Here is a 24,941-nt window from a genome sequence, read left to right on the forward strand (position 1 = left end):
ATTGCGCTGGATCTTCGCCTGCACCCCGATTCGAGGCGGCCTCGACAGCCCCGCCGCCACCCACGCCCAGCAGTGGCTGAAAAAGGTTGCCCAAAACAAACAAGTCGAACTGCCGCGCCTGATTATCGAAGCCGACTTGGCCACGCTGGAAAGCACCCTGCACATCATCGAAACCTACCTGCACCTGGCCCGCACCCTGCCCGCCCACTTCCCTGCCCTCGAACAGGCCGAAGGCCATCGCAGCCTGCTTAACGAAGCCATCACCCGCGAGCTGTCGCGACGACGCAAACCCCGTAGTTCTGACCGCCGACGCGTATCGGGAGCAGCCAGCAACTGTCAGAAATGCGGCAAGGCGATGCCGGTGCTTAGCCGGCAATTTCGGCTTTGTCAGAGCTGTTTTCGGAACCAGCGCCAGTAGGGATTGGCGTATCGCGCCACCTGCGACAAAAGGCCCGGCCTGAGCAAATCAAGCCGGGCCTTTTTGTGGATAGACAATGCTGAGCGATAAATAGTAGCGTCCTGCCATTACTGGGTATGCCCTGCTGGGGTTAGATAGCGTTCGGTCTAACCAGCATCAACCCTTGTAGGTCATTGATTTTAAAAGACGGGTTTGCAGGTGGCGACTGTTAAATGCCGTGCTTATATAGAAGTCGGTTTAACCGCATTACTGAAGAGCTCAGTCTGATCACTGTTCAATCTCTTGAGGCTCACAGCTCAATCAATAAAGGGACAATAAATTTATGGCATCGTCAAGTAAGATAACTCCGTCTAGCCCAAGACTAGCTTCATTGCTTTCAGATGTGGAGCGTGGAAACATAAAAATCCCTGTTTTCCAACGGCAGTATATTTGGGCCGATGAACAAATTATAAGCTTGCTTGATTCAATATACAGAGGCTATCCCGTTGGATCATTATTGTTGTGGTCTACTAAAGAGGAGTTGAAACACGAACGAAACGTAGGGGGCTTTTCTTTACCCGAAACACCGGAAGACTACCCGGTAAACTATATTCTTGATGGACAGCAGAGATTGACAACGCTTTACGGAGTTTTCCATTCAGATAAAAATACTGCAGACGCTGAATTGGCTGATCGATTTAATATCTGCTACCTTCCTGACGAAGACTGCTTTACGCACCATCTTGCGTCGGGAGGAAAGGAAAAAATCCACCTACATAGCATTCTTGACACCACAAGACTTCTAGCAGAACTCCCCAAGTTTAATGACGAACAAAAAGCTAGAATAGCCAAATTAACGGAGTCATTTAAAGATTACGAATTCCCTATCGTAACGATTAAGGAAAGAAGCAACAAAGAAGTATGTAGTATTTTTCAAAGAATAAATTCGTCCGGAACCCCGCTGAGCAACCTTGAGCTCTTGACTGCATGGACTTGGTCGGACCAATTTGACTTGCGCAGTGAGATTTCTGGCTTACTTGAATTGTTAGCAGATAAAGGCTATGAGCAAATAGATCAGCCGCTATTGATGCGAATGCTGGCCTCTCTGACTTGCAACTCAATAGACTCAAATGAACTTGTCGATGTTGATCCAGTTACGCTAGTGGATGGCGTTCAACGCCTAAAAGTAGCGGTGATGGCCGCAGTAGACTTTTTGGAGGGACAGCTAAAAGTAAAGAATATTATCTTTTTGCCTTTCCCAATAATGCTGATACCAATAGTAAATTTCTATGCGCTAATTAAGCGCCCTAGCGCAGACCAACTAAGACAGCTTAGAAAGTGGTTTTGGCAGTGCGCTTTAACCTTACGGTACAAAGCAGGAACAAACAGGCTTGTTCTTGAAGATATAAATAAAATTAAAAGGGTATCAGAAGGAGAGAGCCCTTTCGATGGCGCTTACCCATCAGTGAAAAATGACCTATTTGATAGTACATGGAGAATAAATTCAACAGCTGCCAAAGCGGCGCTGTGTCTAATGGCGCAGCTACGACCCCGATCATTTCTCACTGGAAATGAGGTTGATTTAGGTACAGTGTTATCGGCATACAACGCAAGACAATTTCATCATATTTACCCTAAAGCACATCTTGCTAATATAGGTATTTCCTTCCACCAAGCAAACGTTATATCGAATATTTGTTTTTTATCCGCATCAGAAAACAATGCGATTAGTGATAGAGATCCATCCGACTACTTCAAGGACATACCTAATGCTCATAAAGAAGAAATTTTTGAGGCTGCTTTAATTCCGGAGAATGCCGGAGGCGGTGATCTGCCGTTCGAACAATTTACTGCTCTTAGAGCAAGACGGCTGCTAGATGTCGGGCAGAAGCTTATTGAGGCCGGTCATTTGTAGATTGAACAAGGCGTTTCACCGGACAAGCCGGTGAACGCGACGTTAGAGCTTTATGGAGAAATCATGAAATCTCGCTCAGTCTCTTTAGAAGATGAATGCCGCAAATTGCGGAGTGACCTTTATATGGCCCGAACTACGATCCTCCAGTTAATGCCTGAAGCAGTGCAAGAGGCCGTGAAAGGTTACATCTCCTGCAAGTCTCATGATGATGTATGGCAATGGAAAAGGGGTGCAATTGAAAACATTCTTCTCTTAGCGCAATCTAAGCCCGCCAAAGAAATGGATGAGTACGCCAGTTCTACAGATCGCGCCTACTGCCCTCTTTGCGGAGGTAGTGCGCAAACTATATATGGGGGTAAAGGCTTCGCATTTCCTGATGGTTTACGGAGGCACCTTGAGGGCTCATACAACTCTCACCAATGCTCCGTATTTGAAGCCATACAAGGTTTAGGCCGTGAGCATGCCAAGGTTTAGCCAAGCCCGAACAAAGCTCTAACAATGCGCTCAAGTCGCTCACTTCGTTCGCTGGGACGGGCTAAAGCCCGCCCCTTAGCTAATCGTTAGGCAATCCATATAAACGGAGCACAAAATGAGCACGACTGAAGTAGCCCCAGATGACAAACCAAAACTTTTACAAGCAGTAGAGCTTATACTTGCCAAACCAGATGATATTAAGCGTGAATCTTTGCAAGTGGTTGAAAAAATTAGAACAGCAAATCCCACTAAGCAAGAAAATGAGATTCGTAAGCTAGCGTCAAAAAAAATAATTTCAAACTACAGCTACTTCGCCGCATTTGCAGGCGGAACAACAGCTCTAACAGGAGTTATTCCAGGAATTGGAACTGCTGTTGCTATTACTGGCGGGGCAAGTACAGATGCAGTTGCCTGCATGAAGTTTCAGATTGAAATGACTATGGCGCTTGCGACCGTGTACGGCCATGACATCCTAATTGAGGAAGAAAAGCGGTTGTGCTATCTCATTGCTGGTCTTGGTGCAATGAGCCAAGCTGGAAAGGAAGGTGGTAAGGCTGTTGGCTCAAAAGCTTTCATTAAATTAGCCCAGCAGTACTTGAAGGGCCCTACTTTACAAGCTGTTAAAGAAATATTTAAAAAGCTCGGCATTACATTTACGCGTAAAGCACTTGAAAAGGCAATTCCGTTTGGTGTGGGTGTAGTTGTTGGGTTTTCGGCAAACAAAGGTTTGACTTGGTATGTCGGCTCAAAGGCTCAAGATTTCTTCTCAGAAAGTGCCTAACAAAGCCATTAAATTCGCTCCTTGCGGTCGCCGGACGCTCGCAAGTTCGCGCCGTTTATGGCGGCGTTAGGCAGATGAGTCTCAGCCCAGGCAAGGATTTATAAAATGAATTTGTATGACTACATTTACGTCGATTTAGATAAAGCCATTTCATTATATAGCCAACTTACTGGAGGAGTTGTTGAACTGAAAGAGAGTCAATCAGAGAAAGGCGCTACAACTGATAACAAAAGAAATTATGACTTCAAAGTTTTTAAGCATGATGCAGGCGGAACTTCGCATGACATCGAGCAGAGCAAGGTGACAATAAAGCCGCATCACGCGCTTTTACAAGAGTTAGAGGCTGAACTTCTTGCCTCTGGCTATCTGTTCAATCTCGACGACTCGACGGAGCTAAATAGCCTAAAAGATCCAAACCTGAGAGCATCATTAAAAAGTGCATTATGCATAAAATGCACAGGTCGAATTGTAATTGAAGATTACGAACGGATGAAGAAGATCGGGCATGATTTCCCTGATATTGTAAAGCTGATTAATCGCAGTCATGTGGACTCGCTAAAAAACAACCCTGAATATCTACTAATTGAAAATCAGATAAAAGAGCTGGAAAGTGCATCTGGTGACCGGAATAAAAAAGCTGCCGCAAAGCAAAAAGCAAAAGAGTTAAGAGCTGGTCTAGATGGTCTTGTTGCAAGCTCCATAGCTGTTGAGATGGTTCCGCAGTGGATACTTGATGGAATGAAAACGTGGATCGATGCTTTTTTGCCAAAAATAACAAACATTCGAGTCTACCCTTCAAGGGGAGAGATTGATGAGCATATTTTTGGTCACTTAGATGCGAAGAATTTCACTATTTCAGATCCTACAGCATTTCACTTTACCTATGGCTCATTTCCAACAGAAGAATTCACTATGCTTGGGATAATAACATCAGTGCCGACAGAGGAAGATGATTCCTTTGTCCCTTTGGCTGAGTTTGATAAGGATGAGCTGGCGGATCATGAGAGTGTCGAAAGTGCATTTCGTGGCATGTTTCGAGGTTTTGATGGTATAGAGGCTATGGTAAGAACTTGTCGCTACCCAAGAGTATTAGTTCACCCAGTCTTGGTTTATCGCCAAGCTGCGCCTAACAAAGCATTACAGCGGACAAGCCGCTGAATGCGGCGTTAGGGCGAAACTTAAGCACCGCATTACACATTAAAAGCGAGGAATTCAAGCATGAAGCAAAAAATATCAAACGCAGTTATCGCTTTAATTACTTCCGGCACAGCCTTGTATGGGCTTGGCGCCTTTAAACAAAAAGAGATGACCTATGCAACAGTCAATTTTGATGGGAGGGGGTTTAAGAAGATAGGTGAAATAGCCGAGCAAAGGGCCTTCTCAAAAATAATGGTCACCATGAAAGACAAGACTATATATTCTGGTGCAACAAGCGAAGTCTTGGCAGAAATTAAAAAATCGCTCGACGAAGAAAAAGAAAAAGAAAAAGCCTCAATAATATGGAAAGAAGGCGTCAGGATAAAAGGAAATGTTGGAGTTTCACGGATTGGCAGCGAAAGCAGCTTTGAACTAACGACAGACACATTAGACTTAACCTCTACAGAAACACAACCTATTATGGTAGTTGAATAATATCAAAATTAGAAGCCATAGGCACCCACACAAAGTCACAACATAACTAATATTCCAAGAAATCACTAACATTTATCGAAAAGCCAGAAAGCCCGTTTGTTCTATCTAAACTCATTGCCGCCTTAAGCTCCTAGCCCAAGCGGTTCAAATCGCTCGCTTCGCTCACTCGGGGCCGACTAAAGCCTGAACCTTAACCATACTCTAGGTCTTCTATATGGGAAAAACTACAGAGCACATTCACGTTCAATGGGAGGGACCATTCTCTTACGATGATGCATGTAAGTTACGCGATGGCGCGCATGATTACGGCATTTATCAAATATACGGCTCTCATCCAGTCTACGGCTCCGATGTTCTTATTTATATTGGGAAAGCTGATATTCAGACATTTGGCGCTCGCCTTTCACAGCATCACTGGCATTATACAAACCAAGACAAGCTCACCGTATACGTCGGCAGGCTTCATGGTTATGGCGACACCCCTGCCGACACTCAATGGTCACAACAAATAGCACATGTCGAACGCCTATTGATTTACTCCCATTGGCCTGCAGGCAACTCTTCGGGACTAAATGTGCAGTTAAGAGATGACTTCCATTACATCCATGTTTTGAATTGGGGTAAATTTAGGGACTTGCTGCCGGAGGTCTCTGGAGCACGTTATTCCAATATGTACTATAGTGAGGAAGGCTATACGCCATATAAACTTGAGCAGCACCAGCCAGCACAAGCCAGTGAAATAGTAGAGCTCTTAGATGAGGTTGCTGAAACCCTATAAGCTGAGTGGTTTACTTTAAAGCAGTTCAGCATCGATAAAGCGACCTGGGCGCTGAGTCGGTATGTGGATGATCTGCAGCGCTTCGTCGATGCCCAGTATTCCCCCTATGAAATCGCGCTGGCGGAGCTACGCGCCGGATACAAGCAGAGTCACTGGATGTGGTTTATCTTTCCGCAGATCGCAGGGCTTGGCCGCAGTGCAATGGCGGAGCGCTACGCCATCGCCGACCTTGATGAGGCTGTCGCCTATCTACAGCATCCACTTTTGGGTCAGCGGCTGGGTGAATGTGCCCAGGCGCTGCTGCAGCACAGTGGCCGCACGGCGCGGCAGATACTCGGCTCGCCTGACGATCTCAAGCTGCGTTCGAGCATGACGCTGTTTGCCGCCGCTGCCCCTGAGAATGCGCTGTTCCAGCAGATATTGGATACCTTCTACAACGGCGAGGCAGATCCGGAAACCCTGAAAAGGCTGCCGGGCTGACATTGTTTTCATGCTTTCCAGCGGCAAAGCCGGTTACGGTATCGACTACCGAGTGTCTATTGTCGGAATAGCACGAAGGAATTGTCAGCATGACCAACAAGCCTTTTATCGTCGCCCTCGACCAGGGCACCACCAGCTCCCGTGCCATCGTGCTGGATCGCAACGCCAATGTGGTCAGCACCGCCCAGCGTGAATTCACTCAGATCTATCCGCAGCCAGGCTGGGTCGAGCACGATCCCATGGAAATCTGGGCCACTCAGAGCGCCGTGTTCGTCGAGGCGCTGGCACAGGCCGGTATCAGCAACGATCAGGTGGCCGCCATCGGTATTACCAATCAGCGCGAAACCACCATCGTCTGGGACAAGGCCAGCGGTCGACCGATCTACAACGCCATCGTCTGGCAGAGCCGCCAGAGCACAGCGATCTGCGAGCAACTCGAACGCGACGGCATGCTCGGCCATATCCGCAAGACAACGGGCCTGGTCATCGATCCCTATTTCTCGGGCACCAAGCTCAAATGGATTCTCGATCACGTCGAAGGCAGCCGTGAACGCGCGCGCCGGGGCGAACTGCTGTTCGGCACCGTTGATTGCTGGCTGGTCTGGAAGATGACCCAAGGCAAGGCCCACGTCACCGATTACACCAACGCCTCGCGAACCCTGCTCTACGACATTCACAAGCTGGACTGGGACCCGGTGATGCTGGAGGCGCTGGATATCCCGCGGCAGATGTTGCCCGAGGTGCGCTCTTCGTCCGAGATATACGGCCATGCCTATCTGGGGTCCGGCCAGAGCACCGGCATCCCTATCGCCGGGATCGCTGGCGACCAGCAGGCCGCGCTGTTCGGCCAGATGTGCGTCGAGCCGGGGCAGGCCAAGAACACCTATGGCACCGGCTGTTTTCTGCTGATGAACACCGGCACCAGGGCGGTGCAATCCAAACATGGCCTGCTCACCACCCTCGCCTGCGGCCCGCACGGCGAGGTCAACTATGCGCTGGAAGGTGCAATTTTCAATGGCGGCTCCACCGTGCAATGGCTACGCGACGAGCTGAAGGTGATCAATGATTCGCTGGATTCCGAATACTTCGCCACCAAGGTCAAGGACAGCAACGGCGTCTACCTGGTGCCAGCCTTCACAGGGCTCGGCGCGCCCTATTGGGACCCGCGTGCCCGTGGCGCGTTATTCGGCCTGACGCGCGGCGTGAAGATAGACCACATCATTCGCGCTGCGCTGGAGTCCATCGCCTACCAGACCCGTGATGTGCTCGACGCCATGCAAAAGGATGCCGGCGAGCCCTTGCGCTCACTGCGGGTGGATGGCGGTGCGGTGGCCAACAACTTCCTCATGCAGTTCCAGGCCGACCTGCTCGGTACGCCGGTCGAGCGCCCCGCGATGAAAGAAACCACGGCCCTCGGCGCCGCTTATCTGGCGGGACTGGCGACCGGCTTCTGGAGCAGCCTGGACGAGCTGCGCAGCCAGGCTACCGTAGAGCGCATCTTCGAGCCTGCTTGCGACGAGCCACGGCGCAAAGCGCTCTACAAGGGTTGGAAGAAAGCCGTCGAGCGGACCCGTGACTGGGCTGAAGACTGAGCATACCGACCGCTGCAGCGTGCGTTCTCTGCCGGGCCAATCGAACCCATTGCGTCACAGGAACAGCATCGTCCTGCGTTAGGATGCTCACATCCGAAATGAATATCCGTGCTTGAGGAGAGCATCTTGCCCGACGACGCCCGCCACGTTTCCGAACTCTACGACATCGCCGTCATCGGCGGCGGTATCAACGGCGTGGGCATCGCCGCCGATGCAGCGGGGCGTGGCCTGAGGGTATTTCTCTGCGAGCGCGACGACCTCGCCAGTCACACCTCATCAGCCAGCAGCAAGCTGATTCACGGCGGGCTGCGCTATCTCGAGCACTTCGAGTTCCGTCTGGTCCGCGAAGCGCTGGCCGAGCGTGAAGTCCTGCTGGCCAAGGCGCCGCACCTGGTCAAGCCGATGCATTTCATACTCCCCCACCAGCCACACTTGCGACCGGCGTGGATGATCCGCGCCGGCCTGTTTCTCTACGACAACCTCGGCGAGCGCAAGAAACTGAGCGCCTCGCGCGGCCTGCGCTTCGGCGACGAGAGCCCTCTGAAACCGGGCATCACGCGCGGTTTCGAATATTCCGACTGCTGGGTGGACGATGCGCGGCTGGTGGTGCTCAACGCCATGGCTGCACGCGAAAAAGGCGCCCATATCCATACCCGCACGCAATGCCTGAGCGCCAGGCGAGTCGGCGAAATCTGGCATGTCGAGCTGCAGCGAGAAGACGGGCGTTGTTTCTCGTTACGCGCCAGGGCACTGGTCAATGCTGCCGGGCCCTGGGTAGCGCAGTTCATTGGCGACAGCCTGAAACAACACTCGCCGTACAGCATCCGCTTGATCCAGGGCAGTCACATCATCGTGCCGCGTCTGTACGAGGGCGAGCAGGCCTATATCATGCAGAACGAGGATCGGCGCATTGTCTTCGCCATTCCGTATCTGGGGCGCTACACGATGATCGGCACCACTGATCGCGAGTACCACGGCGATCCGGCGCAGGTACACATCAGCGACGAGGAGATCGTCTACCTGCTGGGCGTGAGCAACTCACACTTTCGCAGACAGCTGGCCCCGCAGGACATCCTGCATACGTTTGCCGGCGTGCGACCGCTGTGTGATGACGAATCCGATAATCCCTCAGTCATTACCCGCGACTACACGCTGTCACTGACCGCTGAAGCGAAACAGGCGCCGCTGCTGTCGGTATTCGGTGGCAAGCTCACCACCTACCGCAAGCTGGCGGAATCGGCGATGGCGCAGCTCGCACCCTACTTCCCGAACATGGCGGGGGCCTGGACGAAAGCTGCCCCGCTTCCGGGGGCTGAGAACATGAGCACCACCAGCGCACTGGCCGAAGCGCTGGTCGCGAAGGTAAAGGGCATCGACCTGAACCTGGCGCAACGCTGGGCCAGCCTCTACGGCAGCCGCGCGTGGCACATGCTGGGTGAGGCTTGCTGCGTGTCCGAGCTGGGCGAGCAGTTTGGCCAGGACCTCTACGCGCAGGAAGTGGATTACCTTCGCCAGCAGGAGTGGGCAACCCGCCTGGACGACATCCTCTGGCGCCGCACCAAGCTCGGCCTGGCCTTCACGCCCGAGCAAGCCGCCCGAGTGCAACATTACCTCTCGACGACGAAGGTAAAGGAGCACGCTGCCTGACCAATCGCGTTTCGGATCGCATCTGATTACGGTAGGCTCAGCGTCTTCTCAAGACGGAGTATCACCCCCATGGCCAGAGCCACTGCCCGCCACATCCTGGTTCCCACCGAAGCCAAGTGCAACGAACTGAAAGCTGCTATCGAAGGCGGCGCCGATTTCGCTCAGGTTGCCAAAGACAACTCCACCTGCCCGTCTGGCCGTCAGGGCGGCGACCTGGGCTCGTTCGGTCCCGGCCAGATGGTCAGGGAATTCGACACCGTGGTATTCAGCGCGCCGATCAACGTCGTGCAGGGCCCGGTCAAGACCCAGTTCGGCTACCACCTGCTGGAAGTCACTAGCCGCCAGGACTGATCACCGGTCTTTCGCGACTGAAGTCACTCCCACGGGTTGAGCATGCCTCGGCCTTACTGTGGGAGTGGCTTGAGCCACGAAACGTTTTCCCCAATGCTTCCCCTCCCCTCCGACCTCTCTGCCAGCCAACCAACCTGAACGCATTGCACAGGCTATCCTCAACAGGACGAACCACGGCAGCATCGGAGGAAACCCTCATGTTCCATGTAACCCGTATCGGCAGCACACGCATCGACGTGGACTTTTCCGGCAAGCTCGACAGCAGCGAAATGCGCTTCGCCCTCGACGAGCTGATGAAGAAATCCGAAGGTATCGAACATGGGCAGATGCTCTACCGAATTGGCGATTTCGATCTGCCGACGCTGGGCGCGGTAGCCGTCGAACTGTCACGCATTCCCGAGGTGTTTCGCTTTATCCGCCGTTTCGACCGCTGCGCGGTGGTCTGCGCACGTGAATGGGTACGCAAGGCCAGCATGCTCGAAGGTGCTTTGATACCGGGCCTGGCGGTCAAGGCATTCGATACACATCAGCTCACCGAAGCGCATAACTGGCTGGAAGGGGCGGAGTAACTCGCAGCTTTTGGAACGAACAGAGGCGATCTCAGTCGGAAATAGTGAACCCACTGCAACAGGAGTCCTCCTCATGCTGAAGTTTCTGGGCAGCACTATCGGCATCATTTTTCTAATCGGCCTGTTGGTGGTCATCGGCCTGTTCATGCTGATTTTCTGACACGGGCATCCTCGAACGGGGCCGCAACGCTTTGCTTTCCCCGTTTGAGCACACTGAATCATGCGAGGAACCTTCGATGAGCCTGTTCAGCAAGATAAAGGACAAACTGGGCCTGGGTGTGAGCAACGAGGCGCACAAGTCTTCCGCTCCGAATTCGGGCATTGATCAGCACCCCACCGATTCGATCGTCGACTCCGAACGACCAAATACAGTCAACAACGCCACCAGCGCGCCATCCACTGCGACCCCATCCGCCGCTTCTTCAGCCGCGCCTGTCACTGCAGTGGATGTGCCGGCGAAGCTCGACGGCATGGCCGCAGGTCATTCTGAACAGCTGAACTGGCGCACCTCCATCGTCGATCTGCTCAAGCTGCTCGGCCTGGACAGCAGCCTGCCGGCACGCAAGGAGCTGGTTACCGAACTGGGATGCCCAGCCGAGCAGATGGCAGACTCTGCGCAGATGAATATCTGGCTGCATCGCGCCGTGATGCACAAGCTGGCCGAGCACGGTGGCAACGTACCGCCGGAGCTTCGTGGCTGACGCCTTGGCGAACCGCTGCGCCGGTCAATCGTCCAGCGACGGACCGATCATGCCGGCCAGCTGTTCGTAAACACCCGGACAGGCCACCAAGTACGGATTGCCTCGCAACAACCCGTCGTTGCGGAAAAAGTCATTCACCTGTCCGCCTGCCTCCTTGATCAGAACCAGGCCAGCCAGACAATCCCAGCTTTTGAGCTCGGTTTCGTAGTAACCGAGCAGGCGCCCTGCCGCGACGTAAGCCGTCATCAGAGCACCAGAGCCATTGCGGAAAAACATTCCACCTTCGGCCAGCAGCTTTTCCAGAAAAGGAATGAAATGTTCCTTGCCGCGAGGATGAAAGGTGCCGGTACCCGTCAGACCCTGCGCCACATGCGTAGCTGCGCTGACCCGCAATGGCATGTCGTTGACGAATGCCCCCTGTCCCAGACAACCATGGAAGAGCTCGTCATGATTGGGATCGGCAATGGCCCCCAGATGGGGCTTGCCGTCAATCAACAGCCCGATGGACACACACCAGTTATGCAGGCCATTGACGAAGCAGGCCGTACCATCAATGGGGTCGATAACCCACACACAACGGGCGGAAAGAGCGGAGCTGCCGCTCTCCTCCCCGAGAAAGCCATCTTCCGGAAAATGTTCGGTTAGCCGTGCACGAATGAAGTCTTCTATCTGTCTGTCGGCGATGCTGACGACATCCTGCAGATCATCACCCTTGTGCTCGACCAGCAAATCATTGCGCTGGCGGTAATAGCTCATTCCCAGGCGCGCCGCTTCCAGCGCGAGATGCCTGGCACAGCTGTAACGCGCCTCGATATCGAGGATCGGTGGTACGGAGTTCATGATTTCCCTTGTGAAGCGTCGCGCTGCAGGGCGCAGAAGTGCGGATTCTAACAGTCAGACGACAGCAGGGCTCCGGAGCGCCAGCCTGAACGGACTCAGCCCCGTGAGGTGTCGTCACTGATCTCTTCATGCAGGCGCACGTTCAGCTCATCCACCACAGGCGCCCATTCAGCGTCATCCAGCAGTTGCTCCTTGAGAAAAGAGCCCTGAGCTTCACTCCAGAACGGCGCTTCGGAAACCTTCATGTGATTGGGTAGCGGTCGGTGAGTGGCTATAAATTCATCAATACTGGCTGGGTCGGCGGGCAGACCGAGTTGCTCAAACAAGGTGCCAAGGTCTTTGTGGGGTAATTCCATGGTGCAAGCTCCAGAACTATCGGGACGATTCATTCTGTAGAGGGAGCACGCCGCGTACAGTTCAACCGTAAGCGAATCGAGACGATGACAGGCTATTGCGAGGAACAGGCATCGCCAGGCGATGCCTGTCTGTTGCGAGGGGATTTCAGCCAGCGCGCCGGCTGGCGTCAGGTTTCAACAACAGCTGTCAGGATGAGCGCAATTGCTCATCGGCAAGAAAATCTTCCTCCAGTAGTGCATCCCGACCTTCGACCTCAAGGGTCTCGCCTTCAAGCGGCACCGGTGCCGAACGCTTGCTGCGCAGCTTGCCGAATTGATGTTGCAGCGCATTGTTCAGTTTGCCGATGGCGCCATCAACCGCCATCTCCAGGGATTCGGCCTTGTGTGTAACCGAGATGGGTTGCAGCCCCTTGGGTCGCGCCTCAATCTGGCAACGCTTGTCCTGCGCGCCAGCCTTGACCCCGTTTTCGTCGTTCAGATGGACCACTACCCGAGTGACTTCGTCGTCGAACCGATCCAGCTTGTCGGCAACATTGGCACTGACCCACTCGGCAAGGCGGGCGCTTCCCTCGATGTGGTTATCGCTGTGAACTTGGATCTGCATACGCTCTTCCTTCTAAACGCTCTAGGTAACCACCGCTCAGCCTCGAACGGCCTGACCTAGAAATGCCACTGTTGACCGTATTAAGCAAGGGCAATACAGAAACAAAGATCGTCAGCACAGCGCAACTTGCTCGCAGTCAAGAGAACGGCTCCTTGTCAGCCGTCCGGCTGCAGCTTCTTTTTGGGGTAAATGTCGTAGCGGCTGGATTTGCCTTCCAGGCTATAGCCCGGTTTGACGCCCTCGATGGCCGGCGCCTTGCGCGGTCGCTTCACCACCACTCGGTGACTGGCCAGCGCCAGCGCCTCGGTCAGCAAGGAAGCCGCATCCGGATCGTCACCTACAAAAGGCCGGAACAGGCGCATTTCCTTTTTCACCAGCGCGCTCTTTTCCCGGTGCGGAAACATCGGGTCCAGATAAATGACCTGTGGTGGCTCGCCCTGCCACTGGCGCATCAGCTCAATGGCATCGCCCTGCTGCAACTGCATGCGGGCTACGATGAACGCGACCTCCGGGTCCTGCCGGCCACGCGCCAGACCGTCCTCCAACAGCGCAGCAATCAGCGGCTGTCGCTCGCAAAGGCTCATTTCGCAGCCCAGGGTTGCCAGCACGAAGGCATCGCGTCCCAGCCCCGCCGTAGCATCCAGCACGCGGGGGCGAATGCCTGGCTGAATGCCCACCGCCTTGGCGATCATCTGTCCGCTGCCGCCACCAAACTGGCGTCTGTGGGCCGCACCACCTTCAACAAAATCCACCCGGACCGGTCCAGGTGCCTGGTCACCGAGCTGCTGCAGTTGCAGGCCGTTCGCCCCCAACTGCAGCGCGAAGTAGGCTTCATCCGCCTGCAAGGGCAGATCAAGGCGCAGCGCCCAGTTTCGGGCCTGTTCATCGAATGCCGGCGTCAACGCCTCAACGCGTATCAATGGAAATGAAGCAGACATAGGGAACCCGCGACCGAAAACTGGGCATTTTGCCAGAGCCGGCTCAACAGGCTGTTAAAAAACTGCCGCGACTACGTTTTTCAACAGCTGCTTAACGACACATACCGAAACCACCCATGTCCACATGAAAGTGATCATGATGCGCGGCGTTGTATTCGGGGCTCAGGGTCACCCGGAAGGCATCGCAGGCCGCTGCTTTGACCTTGCGCAGAAAGCGCGCCTTGTCGTCATCGCCTGCCCAGTCGCGCGCGACGGTGATACGGGTGCCGTCCTGCAGGTGAAAGCCGGCCAGGTCCAGCGCATTGGCCGAGGCATGCTGGCTGCGCCTGTTGCTGCGGGCAATATTACGGCAGGCAAAACTGCCAAAATGATCGATACGCACCACAGGCTGACCAAACGTCTGCTGCGCCGCCGGCTGCAGCCCATGGCGCTCAAACAGCGCATAGGCCGCCGCAAGTGGGCAGGTTGCGAGAAAGGCACCGTTAAAGCTGACCGCAGAGCGAGAGACCCTTACAGCATTCTCCACCGGACAACCCGCTTGCGGCGTACTGTCGGGCACGGACACATAGTCGAGATCAGAGGTCTTCAATGCCTGCTCGCAAAGCAGACGATCCTGTTGCAGGCGCTTCAGCTTGAAGGACGTAAGCAGGGTCGGTGCCTCACGAATATCCAGAGGCGCCCAGGGATTCCACTTTGCCGGAATGTCGAGATGACCGCGCCAGACCGCATAGACGAATACCGCCAGCGCAGCCAGCAGCAGGAGAAGAAAGCGGCTGAAAGTCATGCAGGTTAAGGCAGCATGGGCACGCCAAGGTTGCACTGAATCGAGACTTTCAGTCGATCAGGCGTAGAGATCCAGCCCCAGCACCTCATGGGCATCCAGATCGATGGTAAAGCTGGCAGTGGTCCCGTAGCTTTGCAATGCTTGCGCGGCGCGGCTGCTCAGTGGCCGCTCCATCATTGCCTCGAAACGAGCAGGCATGAAGTCGCCGGGTACTATCGAGGTCTGCTCGACTACCTGTCCAGGCTGGGGGCGAGCCAGGTGCTCATAGGTAGAGCTGGCCGCATCGGCCTGAACAACCGCGAACTCGAACGCCTGCTCCGCCGTCCTTTCGCTTTCGCGATGAGGTACTGGCGCGCCGCCAAACTGGGCGGCGCGGTCAAGAGGATAAACAGAGGGGGCGAGACCGTTGAGGCGCATTATTTACCTTATCAAGTGCGCACCTGTTCAAGTGCGCAGACTCTAGCGGGCTGTCTCTTGCTTGGCAATGCCGTCGATCAAGGGGCGGCCTTGGGCGTGGCGACATTGTCACGCAGATAGACCGGCTGGGCCTGATCGGCCACCACCGCCTCTCCTCGCTGCCAGGCATGGCTGGCAAGCAACAACAGGTCTTCGGCATGGGGCAGCAGTGTGGCATCAAGGGCTGCCGGTTTGACGGCAAGACGTTCACCATAGTTCCAGCCGGTGCCGGCGCCAAACCATCGCCCGGTGCCGTCACGCGGCAAGCTTGCCTGCTCCGGTGGCAGCACCGCCTCAAAGCCAGCCAGGCGCATTTCACCCTGCTGCAGGCGATAGCAGCCCCAGTAGACTTCGTCCATCCGTGCATCGATGGCCACGGCCACTTGCTCGGCTCCATGTTCGCGATGCGCACGCTGCGCGATGGTCGCCAGGGTCGAAACCGGCAGAACGGGACGTTCGAGCGCAAAGGCCAGCCCCTGCACCACACCAACTGCAATCCGCACACCGGTAAAGGCGCCCGGACCACGACCGAAGGCCAGCGCATCCACGGCTGTCAGGGCGATACCGGCCTCGGCCAGCAGCGTCTGGATCATTGGCAACAGCCGTTGTGCGTGCAGCCGTGGAATCACCTCGTAATGGCTCAGCACACGGCCTTCATGCATCAGCGCAACAGAACAGGCTTCAGTGGCTGTATCGAGGGCCAGCAAGGTGGTCATTGCATTGTCCGGTGAAAAAACGGGCGAGCATTATAAGCCCGTCCACAATGCCCGGGTTCGGGAATTACCGAGTTATATAAACGACTACGACCCGCAAGCGGGCCGTAGTTTGCAGCCGGAAGCCGATCAACTCAGGGCGGCGAACACCTTGGCAGTGATTTCGTCCACCGAGCCGACACCTGCAACCAGGCTGTATTTCGGGGTACCTTCGGCAGCGGACAGCTTCTGGTAGAAATCCACCAGAGGCTTGGTCTGCGAGTGATAAATAGACAGGCGATGACGCACGGTTTCTTCCTTGTCGTCTTCACGCTGAACCAGTTCGTCACCGGTCTCGTTGTCCTTGCCGGCCACTTTCGGCGGATTGTACTCGACGTGGTAGGTGCGACCGGAAGCCTGGTGGAAACGGCGACCCGCTATGCGCTTGACGATTTCTTCGTCTTCCACTGCGATTTCTACCACGTGATCAATGGTCACGCCGGCGACTTTCAGTGCTTCTGCCTGGGGAATGGTGCGTGGGAAGCCGTCGAAGAGGAACCCATTGGCGCAATCGGACTGGGTGATGCGTTCCTTGATCAGGTCAATGATGATTTCATCGGAGACCAGGCCACCGTTGGCCATCACGTCCTTGACCTTCAGGCCCAACGGGCTGCCAGCCCTGACTGCCGCACGCAACATGTCACCGGTGGAAATTTGCGGGATGCCGAACTTCTCGGTAATGAAGGCTGCCTGTGTGCCTTTTCCGGCACCCGGTGCTCCCAGCAGAATCACGCGCATGGATGAGTCCTCAATTTTTTGCAAAGGGAATACCGCCAGGATTGATTGCCTGCAATCCCAATTCTGACGATCAAAGAATCTGGTTTGCCGCCATGCGACAAAAGGTGGAACACGATACACAGCGCATGAAAACCAGACAAGCAGCGTGCGCCGCTTCACGCAATGGCATGTCGGCCAATCGACAGGACCATTGGGCGACGCCACCGAAGGTATGCCGCGGCGCGTGCAGCAAGCGAATCCACCTGCTGCCGTCCACGGCAGAATTGCCTAGCCGGTATTGCGCAAGCCGGCGGCGATCCCTGCGACACTGACCAGCAGAGCCTGTTCCAGCGGGCTGTCTGCAGGGGTTTCCTGCTGTCGCGAGCGGGCCAGCAACTCGATCTGCATCAGGTGCAGGGGGTCGAGATAGGTGTTGCGCAAACTGAACGCCTCAAGCGTCTCGGGGCTGTGCGCAAGTAATTCGGACTGCTCGGTCAGCCCAAGCACGGCATCTACCGCCTGCGACAATCGGTCACGCAAGTCGTCACCCAGGGATTGCAGCGGCTCAGCGACCAGGCGTTCGTCATAGCGCCTGGCGATCTCCGCATCGGTCTTGGCCAGCACCATTTCCAGCATATCGATGCGCGTACTGAAGAACGGCCAGCGCTGGCGCATGGTTCTCAGACGGTCGCCTTCGCCACGCTCCAGCGCGACCTGCAGTGCGCGCTCCCAGCCGAGCCAGGCAGGCAGCATCAGACGGGTCTGGGTCCAGGCGAAGATCCAGGGAATCGCTCGCAGACTCTCGACACCCCCTTCCCGACGCTTTGAGGGTCGACTGCCCAGCGGCAGGCGACCAAGCTCCTGCTCGGGTGTGGCCTGGCGGAAATACTCGACAAACCCTGGGTGATCGCGCACCACACCACGGTAGGCCTCGACGCCCTCCCCGGCCAGTTGCTCCATCAGTTCACGCCAGTCGGGTTCGGGCATCGGCGGTGGCAACAGGGTGGCTTCCAGTACCGCGGCCAGATAAAGGTTGAGATTCTGCTCGGCGATGTCCGGCAGACCGAACTTGAAGCGGATCATTTCACCCTGCTCGGTGGTGCGGAAACGCCCTGCTACCGATCCGGGCGGTTGCGAAAGAATCGCCGCATGGGCCGGGCCGCCACCACGCCCGACGGTGCCACCGCGACCGTGAAACAGCAGCAGTTCAACCTCATGGGCGCGGCAGATTTCAACCAGGCTTTCCTGGGCACGATACTGCGCCCAGGCCGCCGCGGTGGTGCCGGCATCCTTGGCCGAATCGGAATAGCCGATCATCACTTCCTGCGGACCGTTAAGGCGCTCTCGATAGCCGGGTAAGCCCAACAGCCGTTCGATGCTCGGACCAGCGTTGTTCAGATCATCGAGCGTCTCGAACAGTGGCACCACGCGCATCGAACGCTGCAGGCCTGACTCCTTGAGCAGCAATTGCACCGCCAGTACATCGGATGCCTGCCGGGCCATGGAAATGACATAGGAGCCAAGCGACTCCTCTGCAGCCTGGGCGGCTACACGACAGGTGGCCAGCACTTCGGCAGTCTCGGCTGAGGGCTGGAAATGCGGCGGCAGCAAGGGACGACGGCTGTCCAGTTCACGCTGGAGGAAATCCAGACGCTGTCCTTCATCCCACTGTGCATACTGGCCAAGGCCCAGGTAGTCGGTGATTTCCGTCAGGGCTACGCTGTGCCTGGCTGAATCCTGACGGATGTCGAGGCGCACCAGAAACAGCCCGAAGGCTGCCGCACGGCGCAGTGTATCGAGCAAAGCGCCATCGGCGATCACACCCATGCCGCAGGCGTGCAGCGAGCGGTAGCAGAGTTCCAGCGGCTGACGCAGTTCCCGGTTATTCCGCAGCACCGTTGCAGGTTCAGGAATGCCCTGTTCGCGTGCGCTACTCGCCCATTCCCGCGTAGCCTGCAGGCGCTCGCGCAAATCCTTGAGCAGCACGCGGTAGGGTTCTGCCGATTCCCCGCTGTGCTGCAACAACTCGGCACTCGCGGTCTGCATGGACAGCGCTGTAATAAGGCCCTCGACGTCGCGCAAGAACAGATCCGCTGCCATCCCCCGCGCCAGCAGCAGTACCTCGCGCGTCACTGCCGCTGTTACATTGGGATTTCCGTCGCGGTCACCGCCCATCCATGAGGCAAAGCGAATCGGTGCAGCATCGAGCGGTAGATGCAGGCCGCTGCTGCGGGCGAGCACAGTGTCGGTATGCCGCAGTACATTCGGCAGCGCCTGCCAGAGTGAATTCTCGATAACGGCGAAGCCCCACTTGGCCTCTTCCACCGGAGTGGGTCGGATCCGGCGAATTTCCTCGGTGTGCCAGGCCTCGGCAATCAGACGCTGCAGGCGCAGCTCGATCCCGGCCAGTTCATCGGCGCCGAGATCGCTATGGTCGCGTGCGGCGAGCTGAGCGGCGATGGCATCGTACTTCTGAATCAGGGTGCGGCGCGAAACCTCGGTCGGGTGCGCGGTCAGTACCAGTTCGATCTGCAGCTGGGCAACTTCGCGGGCAAGAAACGCCTGATCGAAGCCTTCTGACTTGAGTCGTTCGAGCAGCCCTGCCAGCACGCCTGTCTCGAAAGGCGGAGACTCCTCAGGGCGACGACGGCGCACGCGATGATGCTGCTCGGCAATATTGGCCAGATTGAGGAAGTGATTGAATGCGCGAGTCATCGGCAACAGCTCGTCGTCGGTGAGCCCGTCAAGGGTTTCCTCCAGCTGCTTCGCACCCTCAGCCGAACCGCGTCGTGCAGCTTTGGCCCCTTTGCGGATTCGCTCGATCTTCTCGAAGAAAGCATTGCCGTGCTGCGCGCGAATGGTGTCGCCCAGCAACTCGCCGAGCAGATGAACATTCTCGCGCAGGCGCGCATCGATTTTCGCCATGGACCCTTCCCTACCAGCCGCAACATTGATCACCGGCTACCGCCCTGCAAAGGACGCTGAGCGGCGCACTGAAAAATTGTTCAAACAGAGTGCCCACCACACCGGCCAATGACAAGGTTCCACCACTCCTTTGGCCATTTACCGGAACGATTACGCCTCTGAGGCCTCACAAAAACATGACCCTACCCATCTTGCCCCATACAGAGAGCGGGACAGGGACTGCAAAACTTCGTTAACCCTCAGGAAAACGTTCACTGGAGAATGGCCATGAAAACAAGCACTTTCGAACGATTCCAGCTGCCCAAACTGGCAGCCGTTGCATTGGGAGGGCTGTTGCTGGCCGGCTGCGCCGGCAATCCACCCACCGAGCAGTTTGCCGTGACCGAGTCCGCTGTGCGCAGCGCGGTCAGTGCTGGCGGCACCCAGTATGCGGCGGTGGAAATGCGTACGGCACAGGAAAAATGGAAGCAGGCCGAGATGGCCATGCAGCAGGAGAACTACGAAGAAGCTCGCATACTGGCTGAGCAGGCCGAGTGGGACGCCCGGGTGGCCGAGCGCAAGGCTCAGGCAGCCAAGGCGCAGAAGGCCGTTGAAGATGCCAAACAGGGCATTGAGGAACTGCGCGAAGAAAGCATGCGCAGCGTTGTTCAGTAACCCCCTTCGCCCATCAAGCCTGCAACAAAGGATGATTTTTCATGAATAAATTACTGACACTGCCCACTGTGCTGGCCATGACCATCGGCCTGGCAGCATGCTCATCACAACCCAACCAGAACCTCGAACAGGCTCGCGGCCAGTTCGCTCAGCTGCAGGGCGATGCTCGCGCCAGCCAGCTTGCAGCGCTGGAAACCGAAGATGCCGCCCGGATGCTGGAGAAAGCCAACAAGGCCTATCTGGATGATGCGAGCAAGGAAAAGGTCGACCAGCTGGCTTATCTGACCCAGCGTCGTATCGAACTCGCCGAACAAACCATTGCCCTGCGCACCGCTGAACACGAGATCGGAAAGGCTTCGGCCCAGCGCGCTGAAGCTCGCCTGGAATCACGTGAAGCACAGCTTCAGCGTCAGCAGGATGAGATCCGTCGCCTGCAACAGGACCTCCAGGCCAAACAGACTGAACGTGGAACACTGGTGACCTTCGGTGACGTTCTATTCGACCTGGACAAATCCGATCTGAAACCCGCCGGCATGCGTGACATTCAGAAGCTGGCCGACTTTCTCAATGAGAATCCGGAGCGCAAGGTGGTCGTTGAAGGGTATACCGACAGCACCGGAACAGATGCCTACAACCAACGGTTGTCCGAGCGCCGTGCCGAATCCGTGCGTCGCGCCCTGACCCGTGCCGGTGTCGATATGCAGCGTATTCAGGTGGTCGGCTACGGCAAGCAATACCCGGTTGCGAGCAACGATACAACCTCCGGTCGCGCCATGAACCGTCGTGTGGAAGTCACGATTTCCAACGACGATCAGCGAGTCGCACCGCGTTCATCCATGCGCTGATTGCTACTGAAGCCCTCCAGGGAAGGAGGGTCTTGATCCAGCAAAAAAGGCCGAACAAGCCCGACCCTTGTACGACTTAGCCGTGCGAGCGACCGGCGAGACGGTAACGGCAATTAGCGGCCCGCGCGCGACTCGCGCAGATAGAAGCGTGCCTTCTTGGCCTTGTTGGTACAGCCTCGAAACGCCTCAAACTGCTGCTGGGTTTTGGCGCCGGTCAACAGACCCATTGCCTTGGAGTAGCTTACGGTGCCCGCGAAGCCTTCCGCCTCGGCAAGGCTTTGCTCGGCCCACGCGGCCTCAAGCTGGGATGCGCAGCTCTCGCGATATGCGGTTTTGCCGGCACAACCGGTCAGGGTCAACGCCAGCAGGGACAAGCAGATCAGGTTTTTCATGGTCATTCCTCAGTGGGGTACCTCTACAGCGTGCTTGCGCTTTGCACGGACCCGTAGAAACTCGACTACCGCGTCCTGTTCGCCGGCAAATTCGATACGTGATGCCTTGCTTTCGCGCTGATAAACATACATCGGATCGTAATAGCGCGTGAGCAAGGTTTCGATCCAGTTGCGGTGCAGATCCACCGCACCGCTGCGGGCCTGCTCGGCCAGTGCTTGATCCATGATCAGTGCGAGCTCCCTGTAATGCTCGCCGCCCAGTCGCCTGCTGATATTGACCAGACTTTCCTGCAAACGCTCAGCGAAAGCAGAAAATCCTGCCTCACCGTGCTCGGCAGTGAATTCGGCGCAAAGATCAACCACATAGTCTTTCAGAATGCGCTCGACACGCCCTTCAAGGCTGTCCTCAAGCCAGACCAGGGGGTATTGCTGCATCCCCTGAAACAGCGACAGGGGAATCGAGCAGCGCCCTACCAGCCGCGCTTCGTCCTCAAGCACGAACTGTTTGATGCCTTGGGCCTGCATTTTCAGCAAACGAATCGCCAGGGCATTCTCGAAATCGATCTGCGCCGGCTGCGGCGTGGCACGCTTGCCGAAACTCGAGCCACGATGATTGGCCAGGCCTTCCAGATCCACGCTGTTGCCCAGGCGGGCCAGCACTTCGGTCTTGCCGGTTCCGGTCATGCCGCCAACCAGCACGAAATCCAGATGGGACACCGCCTGCTCGAGCGTATCCAGCAGAAAATGCCGCATAGCCTTGTAGCCGCCAGTCACGCGCGGGTAATCGATGCCCGCCTCGCTCTTCAGCCATTGCTGCACCAGCTGCGAGCGCAGCCCGCCCCGAAAACAGTAGATGTAGCCCTGCGGGTTGTTTCGGGCAAACTCGGCCCAGGCTTCAATTCGCTCGGCCTTTATCTGGCCGCTGACCAGCCGGTTGCCGAGTTCGATGGCCGCCTGCTGACCGTGCTGCTTGTAGCAGGTGCCGACCTTCTGCCGCTCGACATCGTTCATCAGCGGCAGGTTGACCACGCCTGGAAAGGCACCCTTGGCGAACTCTACTGGCGCCCGTGCATCCATCATCGGCACATCGTCGAGGAACAGTGCACTGTAGTTATCGGTATCGCCGCGCATCAACGAACCTCGACTGCGAATGCGCCGGCTTCGACCAGTTCGCCAATTGGCTCAAGCGCAAGGCCAAGCTCGGTGGCTACGGCAAGAAACTCTGCCTCGCCTTCGGGCGCTACCGCAACCAGCAAGCCACCGCTGGTCTGCGGATCACAGAGCAGTTGCTTGTGCGTTTCGTCCAGCGTGGCGATACGTTCGCCGTAGCTGTCAAAATTACGCCCGGTGCCGCCCGGCACACAGCCCTGCTCAAGGTAATAGTCGACACCTTCGAGCCGCGGTACCCGTGCATAATCGATACGCGCGGTAAGACCACTGCCATCGGCCATCTCGACCAAGTGTCCAAGCAGGCCGAAGCCAGTGACATCGGTCATGGCGTGCACTCCGGCGAGCTTGCCGAAGCGACTGCCGGGTGTATTGAGCTTGCACATCCAGTCCCGTGCACGCCCCACATCTTCGACACGCAGCTTGGCCTGTTTTTCCGCCGTGGTGAGGATGCCGATACCCAGCGGTTTGGTCAGATAAAGCCTGCAGCCCACCGAGGCCGTATCGTTGCGCTTCATCTGGCTCTTGTTCACCAACCCGGTGACGGCCAGGCCGAAAATTGGCTCAGGCGCATCAATGGAATGCCCGCCTGCCAACGGAATACCTGCCGCATCACAGACCGAACGACCACCCGCTATCACCTCCCGCGCTACTTCCGGCGGCAGCACGTTAACCGGCCATCCCAGAATGGCGATGGCCATCAGCGGATCACCACCCATGGCGTAGATGTCGCTGATGGCATTGGTGGCAGCAATGCGACCGAAATCGAAGGGATCGTCGACAATGGGCATGAAAAAGTCGGTGGTTGAAACAACGCCGCGCTCGTCATCGATGCCATACACCGCGGCATCATCGCGCGAGGCGTTGCCAACCCACAGGCGCGGATCGAGGTTCTGCGCACCGCTGCCCGCAAGGATCACATCCAGCACCTTTGGGGAGATTTTGCAGCCGCAACCGGCACCGTGGCTGTATTGGGTAAGGCGAATGGGTTCGCTCATCTGGAAAGCCTCATGACGGTCGCAAAATGGGCGCCGATTGTAGCAAGAAGGCGAAAAGGCTGGCGCTGCAGCATCAAGCCCAGAACCCTCGAGGTCGCTCAGCAGCAGGATTCCTGCAGAACTCGTCAGACTAATTATTGTTATCTCGCGCTTGAAGCACAGCAGCACAGGCTTGATGCTAGCGGTCCTGCCACGGGGAGAATTGCATGGGCAACAAGGTCGCATTGGTACTGGGGTCTGGAGGTGCGCGTGGTTATGCGCACATTGGCGTCATCGAGGAGCTCACAAGGCGAGGTTACGAGATCGAATGCATCGCTGGCTGCTCCATGGGCGCAGTGGTCGGGGGCATTTACGCAGCGGGCAAGCTGGACGAATACCGCGCCTGGATTGAAAGCCTCGACTATTTCGACATGCTGCGCCTGGTGGACCCGAGCTTCAGCCTCGGCGCCATTCGGGGAGAAAAGATTTTTGGACGCATTCGCGACATGCTTGGCTCGATCAATATCGAAGACTTGCCGATTCCCTTCACAGCCGTTGCCGCTGACCTGACCAACCAGCAGGAAATCTGGTTTCAGGAAGGCAATCTGGAACTGGCAATGCGCGCTTCGGCAGCCATTCCGAGCCTGTTCACCCCGGTGATGCAGGGTAATCGCGTTCTGGTCGACGGCGGCATACTCAACCCGTTGCCGATAGTGCCTGTGGTGTCCAGTCACAGCGACATCATCATCGCGGTCAACCTCAACGCCAACAATCATCGTCAATACCCCTTGCCGGAAATATTCCGCCCAGGTCGCTTCGATGGAATGATGAGCTCGATCAGCTCGCATATCCCGTTCTGGCGCAAGAACAATGGAGTGGATGAGCATATTGCCGAGCTTCAAGCGGGAGAAGCAGCTCGAGCAGGCCAGCCACCTGCGGCACCGACCGGTCGCTGCCCACCCAAGTCTGCCGAGGGTTCAAAGGTGGTGGATGTGAGCGGCCCGGCGTCGTTGCTGGAACTGATCAACCAGAGCTTCGAGGTGATGCAGTCGTCCTTGACGCAATACAAGATCGCCGGTTATCCGCCCAACGTACTTATCAATATCCCCAAGCGCGCCTGCCGCTTCTATGAGTTCTACAAGGCGCCGGAGCTGATCAAGTTGGGCCAGATCGTCGCCAGCGATGCGCTGGACAAGTATGAGGCGGAGCAGTGCTAG

Annotated in this window: 28 protein-coding genes; 16 read left to right on the forward strand and 12 right to left on the reverse strand. The window is 56.5% G+C overall.

What is annotated here, in order from left to right:
• The 13 genes from NAV32_RS09790 to NAV32_RS09850 all read left to right on the forward strand — a co-directional run.
• On the forward strand, positions 1-418 hold a 418-nt coding region (locus NAV32_RS09790; protein WP_272890234.1), incomplete at its 5' end, for an SUV3 C-terminal domain-containing protein.
• Positions 419-740: 322 nt separating this feature from the next.
• On the forward strand, positions 741-2,312 hold the full coding sequence (locus NAV32_RS09795) for a GmrSD restriction endonuclease domain-containing protein (RefSeq protein WP_256052607.1): 1,572 nt from the start codon (positions 741-743) through the stop codon (positions 2,310-2,312).
• A 63-nt stretch (positions 2,313-2,375) separates the two neighbouring features.
• The gene (locus NAV32_RS09800; protein WP_256052608.1) at positions 2,376-2,786 is read left to right on the forward strand and encodes a hypothetical protein; all 411 of its coding nucleotides are present in this window, start codon (positions 2,376-2,378) and stop codon (positions 2,784-2,786) included.
• Between the two features lie 115 nt (positions 2,787-2,901).
• On the forward strand, positions 2,902-3,567 hold the full coding sequence (locus tag NAV32_RS09805; protein ID WP_256052609.1) for an EcsC family protein: 666 nt from the start codon (positions 2,902-2,904) through the stop codon (positions 3,565-3,567).
• Positions 3,568-3,672: 105 nt separating this feature from the next.
• Entirely contained in the window at positions 3,673-4,725 is a 1,053-nt protein-coding gene (locus NAV32_RS09810) for a DUF6414 family protein (protein ID WP_256052610.1), read from the forward strand.
• Positions 4,726-4,785: 60 nt separating this feature from the next.
• On the forward strand, positions 4,786-5,199 hold the full coding sequence (locus NAV32_RS09815) for a hypothetical protein (protein ID WP_256052611.1): 414 nt from the start codon (positions 4,786-4,788) through the stop codon (positions 5,197-5,199).
• A 214-nt stretch (positions 5,200-5,413) separates the two neighbouring features.
• Positions 5,414-5,977, forward strand: a complete 564-nt coding sequence (locus NAV32_RS09820; protein ID WP_256052612.1) for a hypothetical protein — start codon at positions 5,414-5,416, stop codon at positions 5,975-5,977.
• A 63-nt stretch (positions 5,978-6,040) separates the two neighbouring features.
• The gene (locus tag NAV32_RS09825) at positions 6,041-6,457 is read left to right on the forward strand and encodes a DUF1810 domain-containing protein (protein WP_256052613.1); all 417 of its coding nucleotides are present in this window, start codon (positions 6,041-6,043) and stop codon (positions 6,455-6,457) included.
• 89 nt (positions 6,458-6,546) lie between these two features.
• Positions 6,547-8,049 (forward strand): glycerol kinase GlpK, encoded by a 1,503-nt coding sequence (glpK, locus tag NAV32_RS09830; protein WP_256052614.1) that lies wholly within the window; start codon positions 6,547-6,549, stop codon positions 8,047-8,049.
• Positions 8,050-8,175: 126 nt separating this feature from the next.
• A complete protein-coding gene (gene glpD / locus NAV32_RS09835) occupies positions 8,176-9,696 on the forward strand; it encodes a glycerol-3-phosphate dehydrogenase (RefSeq protein WP_256052615.1) in 1,521 nt (506 codons plus the stop codon).
• A gap of 69 nt (positions 9,697-9,765) precedes the next feature.
• Positions 9,766-10,047 carry a peptidylprolyl isomerase gene (locus tag NAV32_RS09840; RefSeq protein ID WP_256052616.1) on the forward strand — a complete coding sequence of 94 codons (282 nt, stop codon included), beginning with the start codon at positions 9,766-9,768 and terminating at the stop codon, positions 10,045-10,047.
• Between the two features lie 197 nt (positions 10,048-10,244).
• A complete protein-coding gene (locus tag NAV32_RS09845) occupies positions 10,245-10,616 on the forward strand; it encodes an STAS/SEC14 domain-containing protein (RefSeq protein WP_256052617.1) in 372 nt (123 codons plus the stop codon).
• 236 nt (positions 10,617-10,852) lie between these two features.
• Positions 10,853-11,317, forward strand: coding sequence for a DUF3597 domain-containing protein (locus NAV32_RS09850; RefSeq protein WP_256052618.1), 465 nt, complete (start codon positions 10,853-10,855; stop codon positions 11,315-11,317).
• 24 nt (positions 11,318-11,341) lie between these two features.
• Here the strand turns inward: NAV32_RS09850 and NAV32_RS09855 are convergent, their stop codons facing one another.
• The 9 genes from NAV32_RS09855 to ppc form a co-directional block, all read right to left on the reverse strand.
• On the reverse strand, positions 11,342-12,157 hold the full coding sequence (locus tag NAV32_RS09855) for an inositol monophosphatase family protein (protein ID WP_256052619.1): 816 nt from the start codon (positions 12,155-12,157) through the stop codon (positions 11,342-11,344).
• A gap of 95 nt (positions 12,158-12,252) precedes the next feature.
• Positions 12,253-12,513 carry a DUF2789 domain-containing protein gene (locus NAV32_RS09860; protein ID WP_256052620.1) on the reverse strand — a complete coding sequence of 87 codons (261 nt, stop codon included), beginning with the start codon at positions 12,511-12,513 and terminating at the stop codon, positions 12,253-12,255.
• A gap of 187 nt (positions 12,514-12,700) precedes the next feature.
• Complete coding sequence (locus NAV32_RS09865) at positions 12,701-13,117, reverse strand: HPF/RaiA family ribosome-associated protein (RefSeq protein WP_256052621.1); 417 nt, start codon at positions 13,115-13,117, stop codon at positions 12,701-12,703.
• A gap of 155 nt (positions 13,118-13,272) precedes the next feature.
• A complete protein-coding gene (locus NAV32_RS09870; protein ID WP_256052622.1) occupies positions 13,273-14,055 on the reverse strand; it encodes a class I SAM-dependent methyltransferase in 783 nt (260 codons plus the stop codon).
• A gap of 91 nt (positions 14,056-14,146) precedes the next feature.
• Positions 14,147-14,839 (reverse strand): extensin family protein, encoded by a 693-nt coding sequence (locus tag NAV32_RS09875; RefSeq protein WP_256052623.1) that lies wholly within the window; start codon positions 14,837-14,839, stop codon positions 14,147-14,149.
• A 57-nt stretch (positions 14,840-14,896) separates the two neighbouring features.
• A complete protein-coding gene (locus NAV32_RS09880; protein WP_256052624.1) occupies positions 14,897-15,256 on the reverse strand; it encodes a hypothetical protein in 360 nt (119 codons plus the stop codon).
• A 77-nt stretch (positions 15,257-15,333) separates the two neighbouring features.
• Positions 15,334-16,011: a tRNA (adenosine(37)-N6)-threonylcarbamoyltransferase complex dimerization subunit type 1 TsaB gene (gene tsaB, locus NAV32_RS09885; protein ID WP_256052625.1), complete on the reverse strand. Its 678-nt coding sequence runs from the start codon at positions 16,009-16,011 to the stop codon at positions 15,334-15,336.
• Between the two features lie 126 nt (positions 16,012-16,137).
• Positions 16,138-16,785 (reverse strand): adenylate kinase, encoded by a 648-nt coding sequence (gene adk, locus NAV32_RS09890; protein ID WP_256052626.1) that lies wholly within the window; start codon positions 16,783-16,785, stop codon positions 16,138-16,140.
• A 267-nt stretch (positions 16,786-17,052) separates the two neighbouring features.
• Positions 17,053-19,689 (reverse strand): phosphoenolpyruvate carboxylase, encoded by a 2,637-nt coding sequence (gene ppc / locus NAV32_RS09895; protein ID WP_256052627.1) that lies wholly within the window; start codon positions 19,687-19,689, stop codon positions 17,053-17,055.
• 267 nt (positions 19,690-19,956) lie between these two features.
• On the opposite strand from ppc, the gene NAV32_RS09900 reads away from it, so the two are divergent.
• A complete protein-coding gene (locus tag NAV32_RS09900) occupies positions 19,957-20,343 on the forward strand; it encodes a DUF4398 domain-containing protein (RefSeq protein WP_256052628.1) in 387 nt (128 codons plus the stop codon).
• Between the two features lie 41 nt (positions 20,344-20,384).
• Positions 20,385-21,188 carry an OmpA family protein gene (locus NAV32_RS09905; RefSeq protein WP_256052629.1) on the forward strand — a complete coding sequence of 268 codons (804 nt, stop codon included), beginning with the start codon at positions 20,385-20,387 and terminating at the stop codon, positions 21,186-21,188.
• 113 nt (positions 21,189-21,301) lie between these two features.
• Here NAV32_RS09905 and NAV32_RS09910 read toward each other — a convergent pair whose 3' ends face one another.
• From NAV32_RS09910 to selD, 3 genes are read right to left on the reverse strand one after another with little or no spacing between them, the layout of a single operon-like run.
• Positions 21,302-21,580 (reverse strand): hypothetical protein, encoded by a 279-nt coding sequence (locus tag NAV32_RS09910; protein ID WP_256052630.1) that lies wholly within the window; start codon positions 21,578-21,580, stop codon positions 21,302-21,304.
• Between the two features lie 9 nt (positions 21,581-21,589).
• Positions 21,590-22,711 carry a tRNA 2-selenouridine(34) synthase MnmH gene (gene mnmH, locus NAV32_RS09915; RefSeq protein ID WP_256052631.1) on the reverse strand — a complete coding sequence of 374 codons (1,122 nt, stop codon included), beginning with the start codon at positions 22,709-22,711 and terminating at the stop codon, positions 21,590-21,592.
• The gene (gene selD / locus NAV32_RS09920) at positions 22,711-23,745 is read right to left on the reverse strand and encodes a selenide, water dikinase SelD (RefSeq protein ID WP_256052632.1); all 1,035 of its coding nucleotides are present in this window, start codon (positions 23,743-23,745) and stop codon (positions 22,711-22,713) included. Before selD ends, mnmH begins: the two co-directional genes overlap by 1 nt.
• Before the next feature lie 206 nt (positions 23,746-23,951).
• Here selD and NAV32_RS09925 point away from each other — a divergent pair, with 206 nt between their 5' ends.
• The gene (locus tag NAV32_RS09925; protein WP_256052633.1) at positions 23,952-24,941 is read left to right on the forward strand and encodes a patatin-like phospholipase family protein; all 990 of its coding nucleotides are present in this window, start codon (positions 23,952-23,954) and stop codon (positions 24,939-24,941) included.

Source organism: Stutzerimonas stutzeri, from assembly GCF_024448695.1.
Taxonomy (GTDB): Bacteria; Pseudomonadota; Gammaproteobacteria; order Pseudomonadales; family Pseudomonadaceae; genus Stutzerimonas; species Stutzerimonas stutzeri_T.

What these genes read in the sequence shown, in the direction of transcription:
- NAV32_RS09850 (WP_256052618.1), top strand. Translation starts at nt 10,853, where the DNA reads ATGAGCCTGTTCAGCAAGATAAAGGACAAACTGGGCCTGGGTGTGAGC.
- NAV32_RS09800 (WP_256052608.1), top strand. Translation starts at nt 2,376, where the DNA reads ATGAAATCTCGCTCAGTCTCTTTAGAAGATGAATGCCGCAAATTGCGG.
- NAV32_RS09875 (WP_256052623.1), bottom strand. Translation starts at nt 14,839, where the DNA reads ATGACTTTCAGCCGCTTTCTTCTCCTGCTGCTGGCTGCGCTGGCGGTA.
- NAV32_RS09815 (WP_256052611.1), top strand. Translation starts at nt 4,786, where the DNA reads ATGAAGCAAAAAATATCAAACGCAGTTATCGCTTTAATTACTTCCGGC.
- glpK (WP_256052614.1), top strand. Translation starts at nt 6,547, where the DNA reads ATGACCAACAAGCCTTTTATCGTCGCCCTCGACCAGGGCACCACCAGC.
- selD (WP_256052632.1), bottom strand. Translation starts at nt 23,745, where the DNA reads ATGAGCGAACCCATTCGCCTTACCCAATACAGCCACGGTGCCGGTTGC.
- NAV32_RS09865 (WP_256052621.1), bottom strand. Translation starts at nt 13,117, where the DNA reads ATGCAGATCCAAGTTCACAGCGATAACCACATCGAGGGAAGCGCCCGC.
- mnmH (WP_256052631.1), bottom strand. Translation starts at nt 22,711, where the DNA reads ATGCGCGGCGATACCGATAACTACAGTGCACTGTTCCTCGACGATGTG.
- NAV32_RS09860 (WP_256052620.1), bottom strand. Translation starts at nt 12,513, where the DNA reads ATGGAATTACCCCACAAAGACCTTGGCACCTTGTTTGAGCAACTCGGT.
- adk (WP_256052626.1), bottom strand. Translation starts at nt 16,785, where the DNA reads ATGCGCGTGATTCTGCTGGGAGCACCGGGTGCCGGAAAAGGCACACAG.
- NAV32_RS09925 (WP_256052633.1), top strand. Translation starts at nt 23,952, where the DNA reads ATGGGCAACAAGGTCGCATTGGTACTGGGGTCTGGAGGTGCGCGTGGT.
- NAV32_RS09795 (WP_256052607.1), top strand. Translation starts at nt 741, where the DNA reads ATGGCATCGTCAAGTAAGATAACTCCGTCTAGCCCAAGACTAGCTTCA.
- NAV32_RS09880 (WP_256052624.1), bottom strand. Translation starts at nt 15,256, where the DNA reads ATGCGCCTCAACGGTCTCGCCCCCTCTGTTTATCCTCTTGACCGCGCC.
- NAV32_RS09805 (WP_256052609.1), top strand. Translation starts at nt 2,902, where the DNA reads ATGAGCACGACTGAAGTAGCCCCAGATGACAAACCAAAACTTTTACAA.
- NAV32_RS09810 (WP_256052610.1), top strand. Translation starts at nt 3,673, where the DNA reads ATGAATTTGTATGACTACATTTACGTCGATTTAGATAAAGCCATTTCA.
- NAV32_RS09840 (WP_256052616.1), top strand. Translation starts at nt 9,766, where the DNA reads ATGGCCAGAGCCACTGCCCGCCACATCCTGGTTCCCACCGAAGCCAAG.
- tsaB (WP_256052625.1), bottom strand. Translation starts at nt 16,011, where the DNA reads ATGACCACCTTGCTGGCCCTCGATACAGCCACTGAAGCCTGTTCTGTT.
- NAV32_RS09910 (WP_256052630.1), bottom strand. Translation starts at nt 21,580, where the DNA reads ATGAAAAACCTGATCTGCTTGTCCCTGCTGGCGTTGACCCTGACCGGT.
- NAV32_RS09855 (WP_256052619.1), bottom strand. Translation starts at nt 12,157, where the DNA reads ATGAACTCCGTACCACCGATCCTCGATATCGAGGCGCGTTACAGCTGT.
- ppc (WP_256052627.1), bottom strand. Translation starts at nt 19,689, where the DNA reads ATGGCGAAAATCGATGCGCGCCTGCGCGAGAATGTTCATCTGCTCGGC.
- NAV32_RS09900 (WP_256052628.1), top strand. Translation starts at nt 19,957, where the DNA reads ATGAAAACAAGCACTTTCGAACGATTCCAGCTGCCCAAACTGGCAGCC.
- NAV32_RS09870 (WP_256052622.1), bottom strand. Translation starts at nt 14,055, where the DNA reads ATGTCTGCTTCATTTCCATTGATACGCGTTGAGGCGTTGACGCCGGCA.
- NAV32_RS09845 (WP_256052617.1), top strand. Translation starts at nt 10,245, where the DNA reads ATGTTCCATGTAACCCGTATCGGCAGCACACGCATCGACGTGGACTTT.
- NAV32_RS09905 (WP_256052629.1), top strand. Translation starts at nt 20,385, where the DNA reads ATGAATAAATTACTGACACTGCCCACTGTGCTGGCCATGACCATCGGC.
- NAV32_RS09820 (WP_256052612.1), top strand. Translation starts at nt 5,414, where the DNA reads ATGGGAAAAACTACAGAGCACATTCACGTTCAATGGGAGGGACCATTC.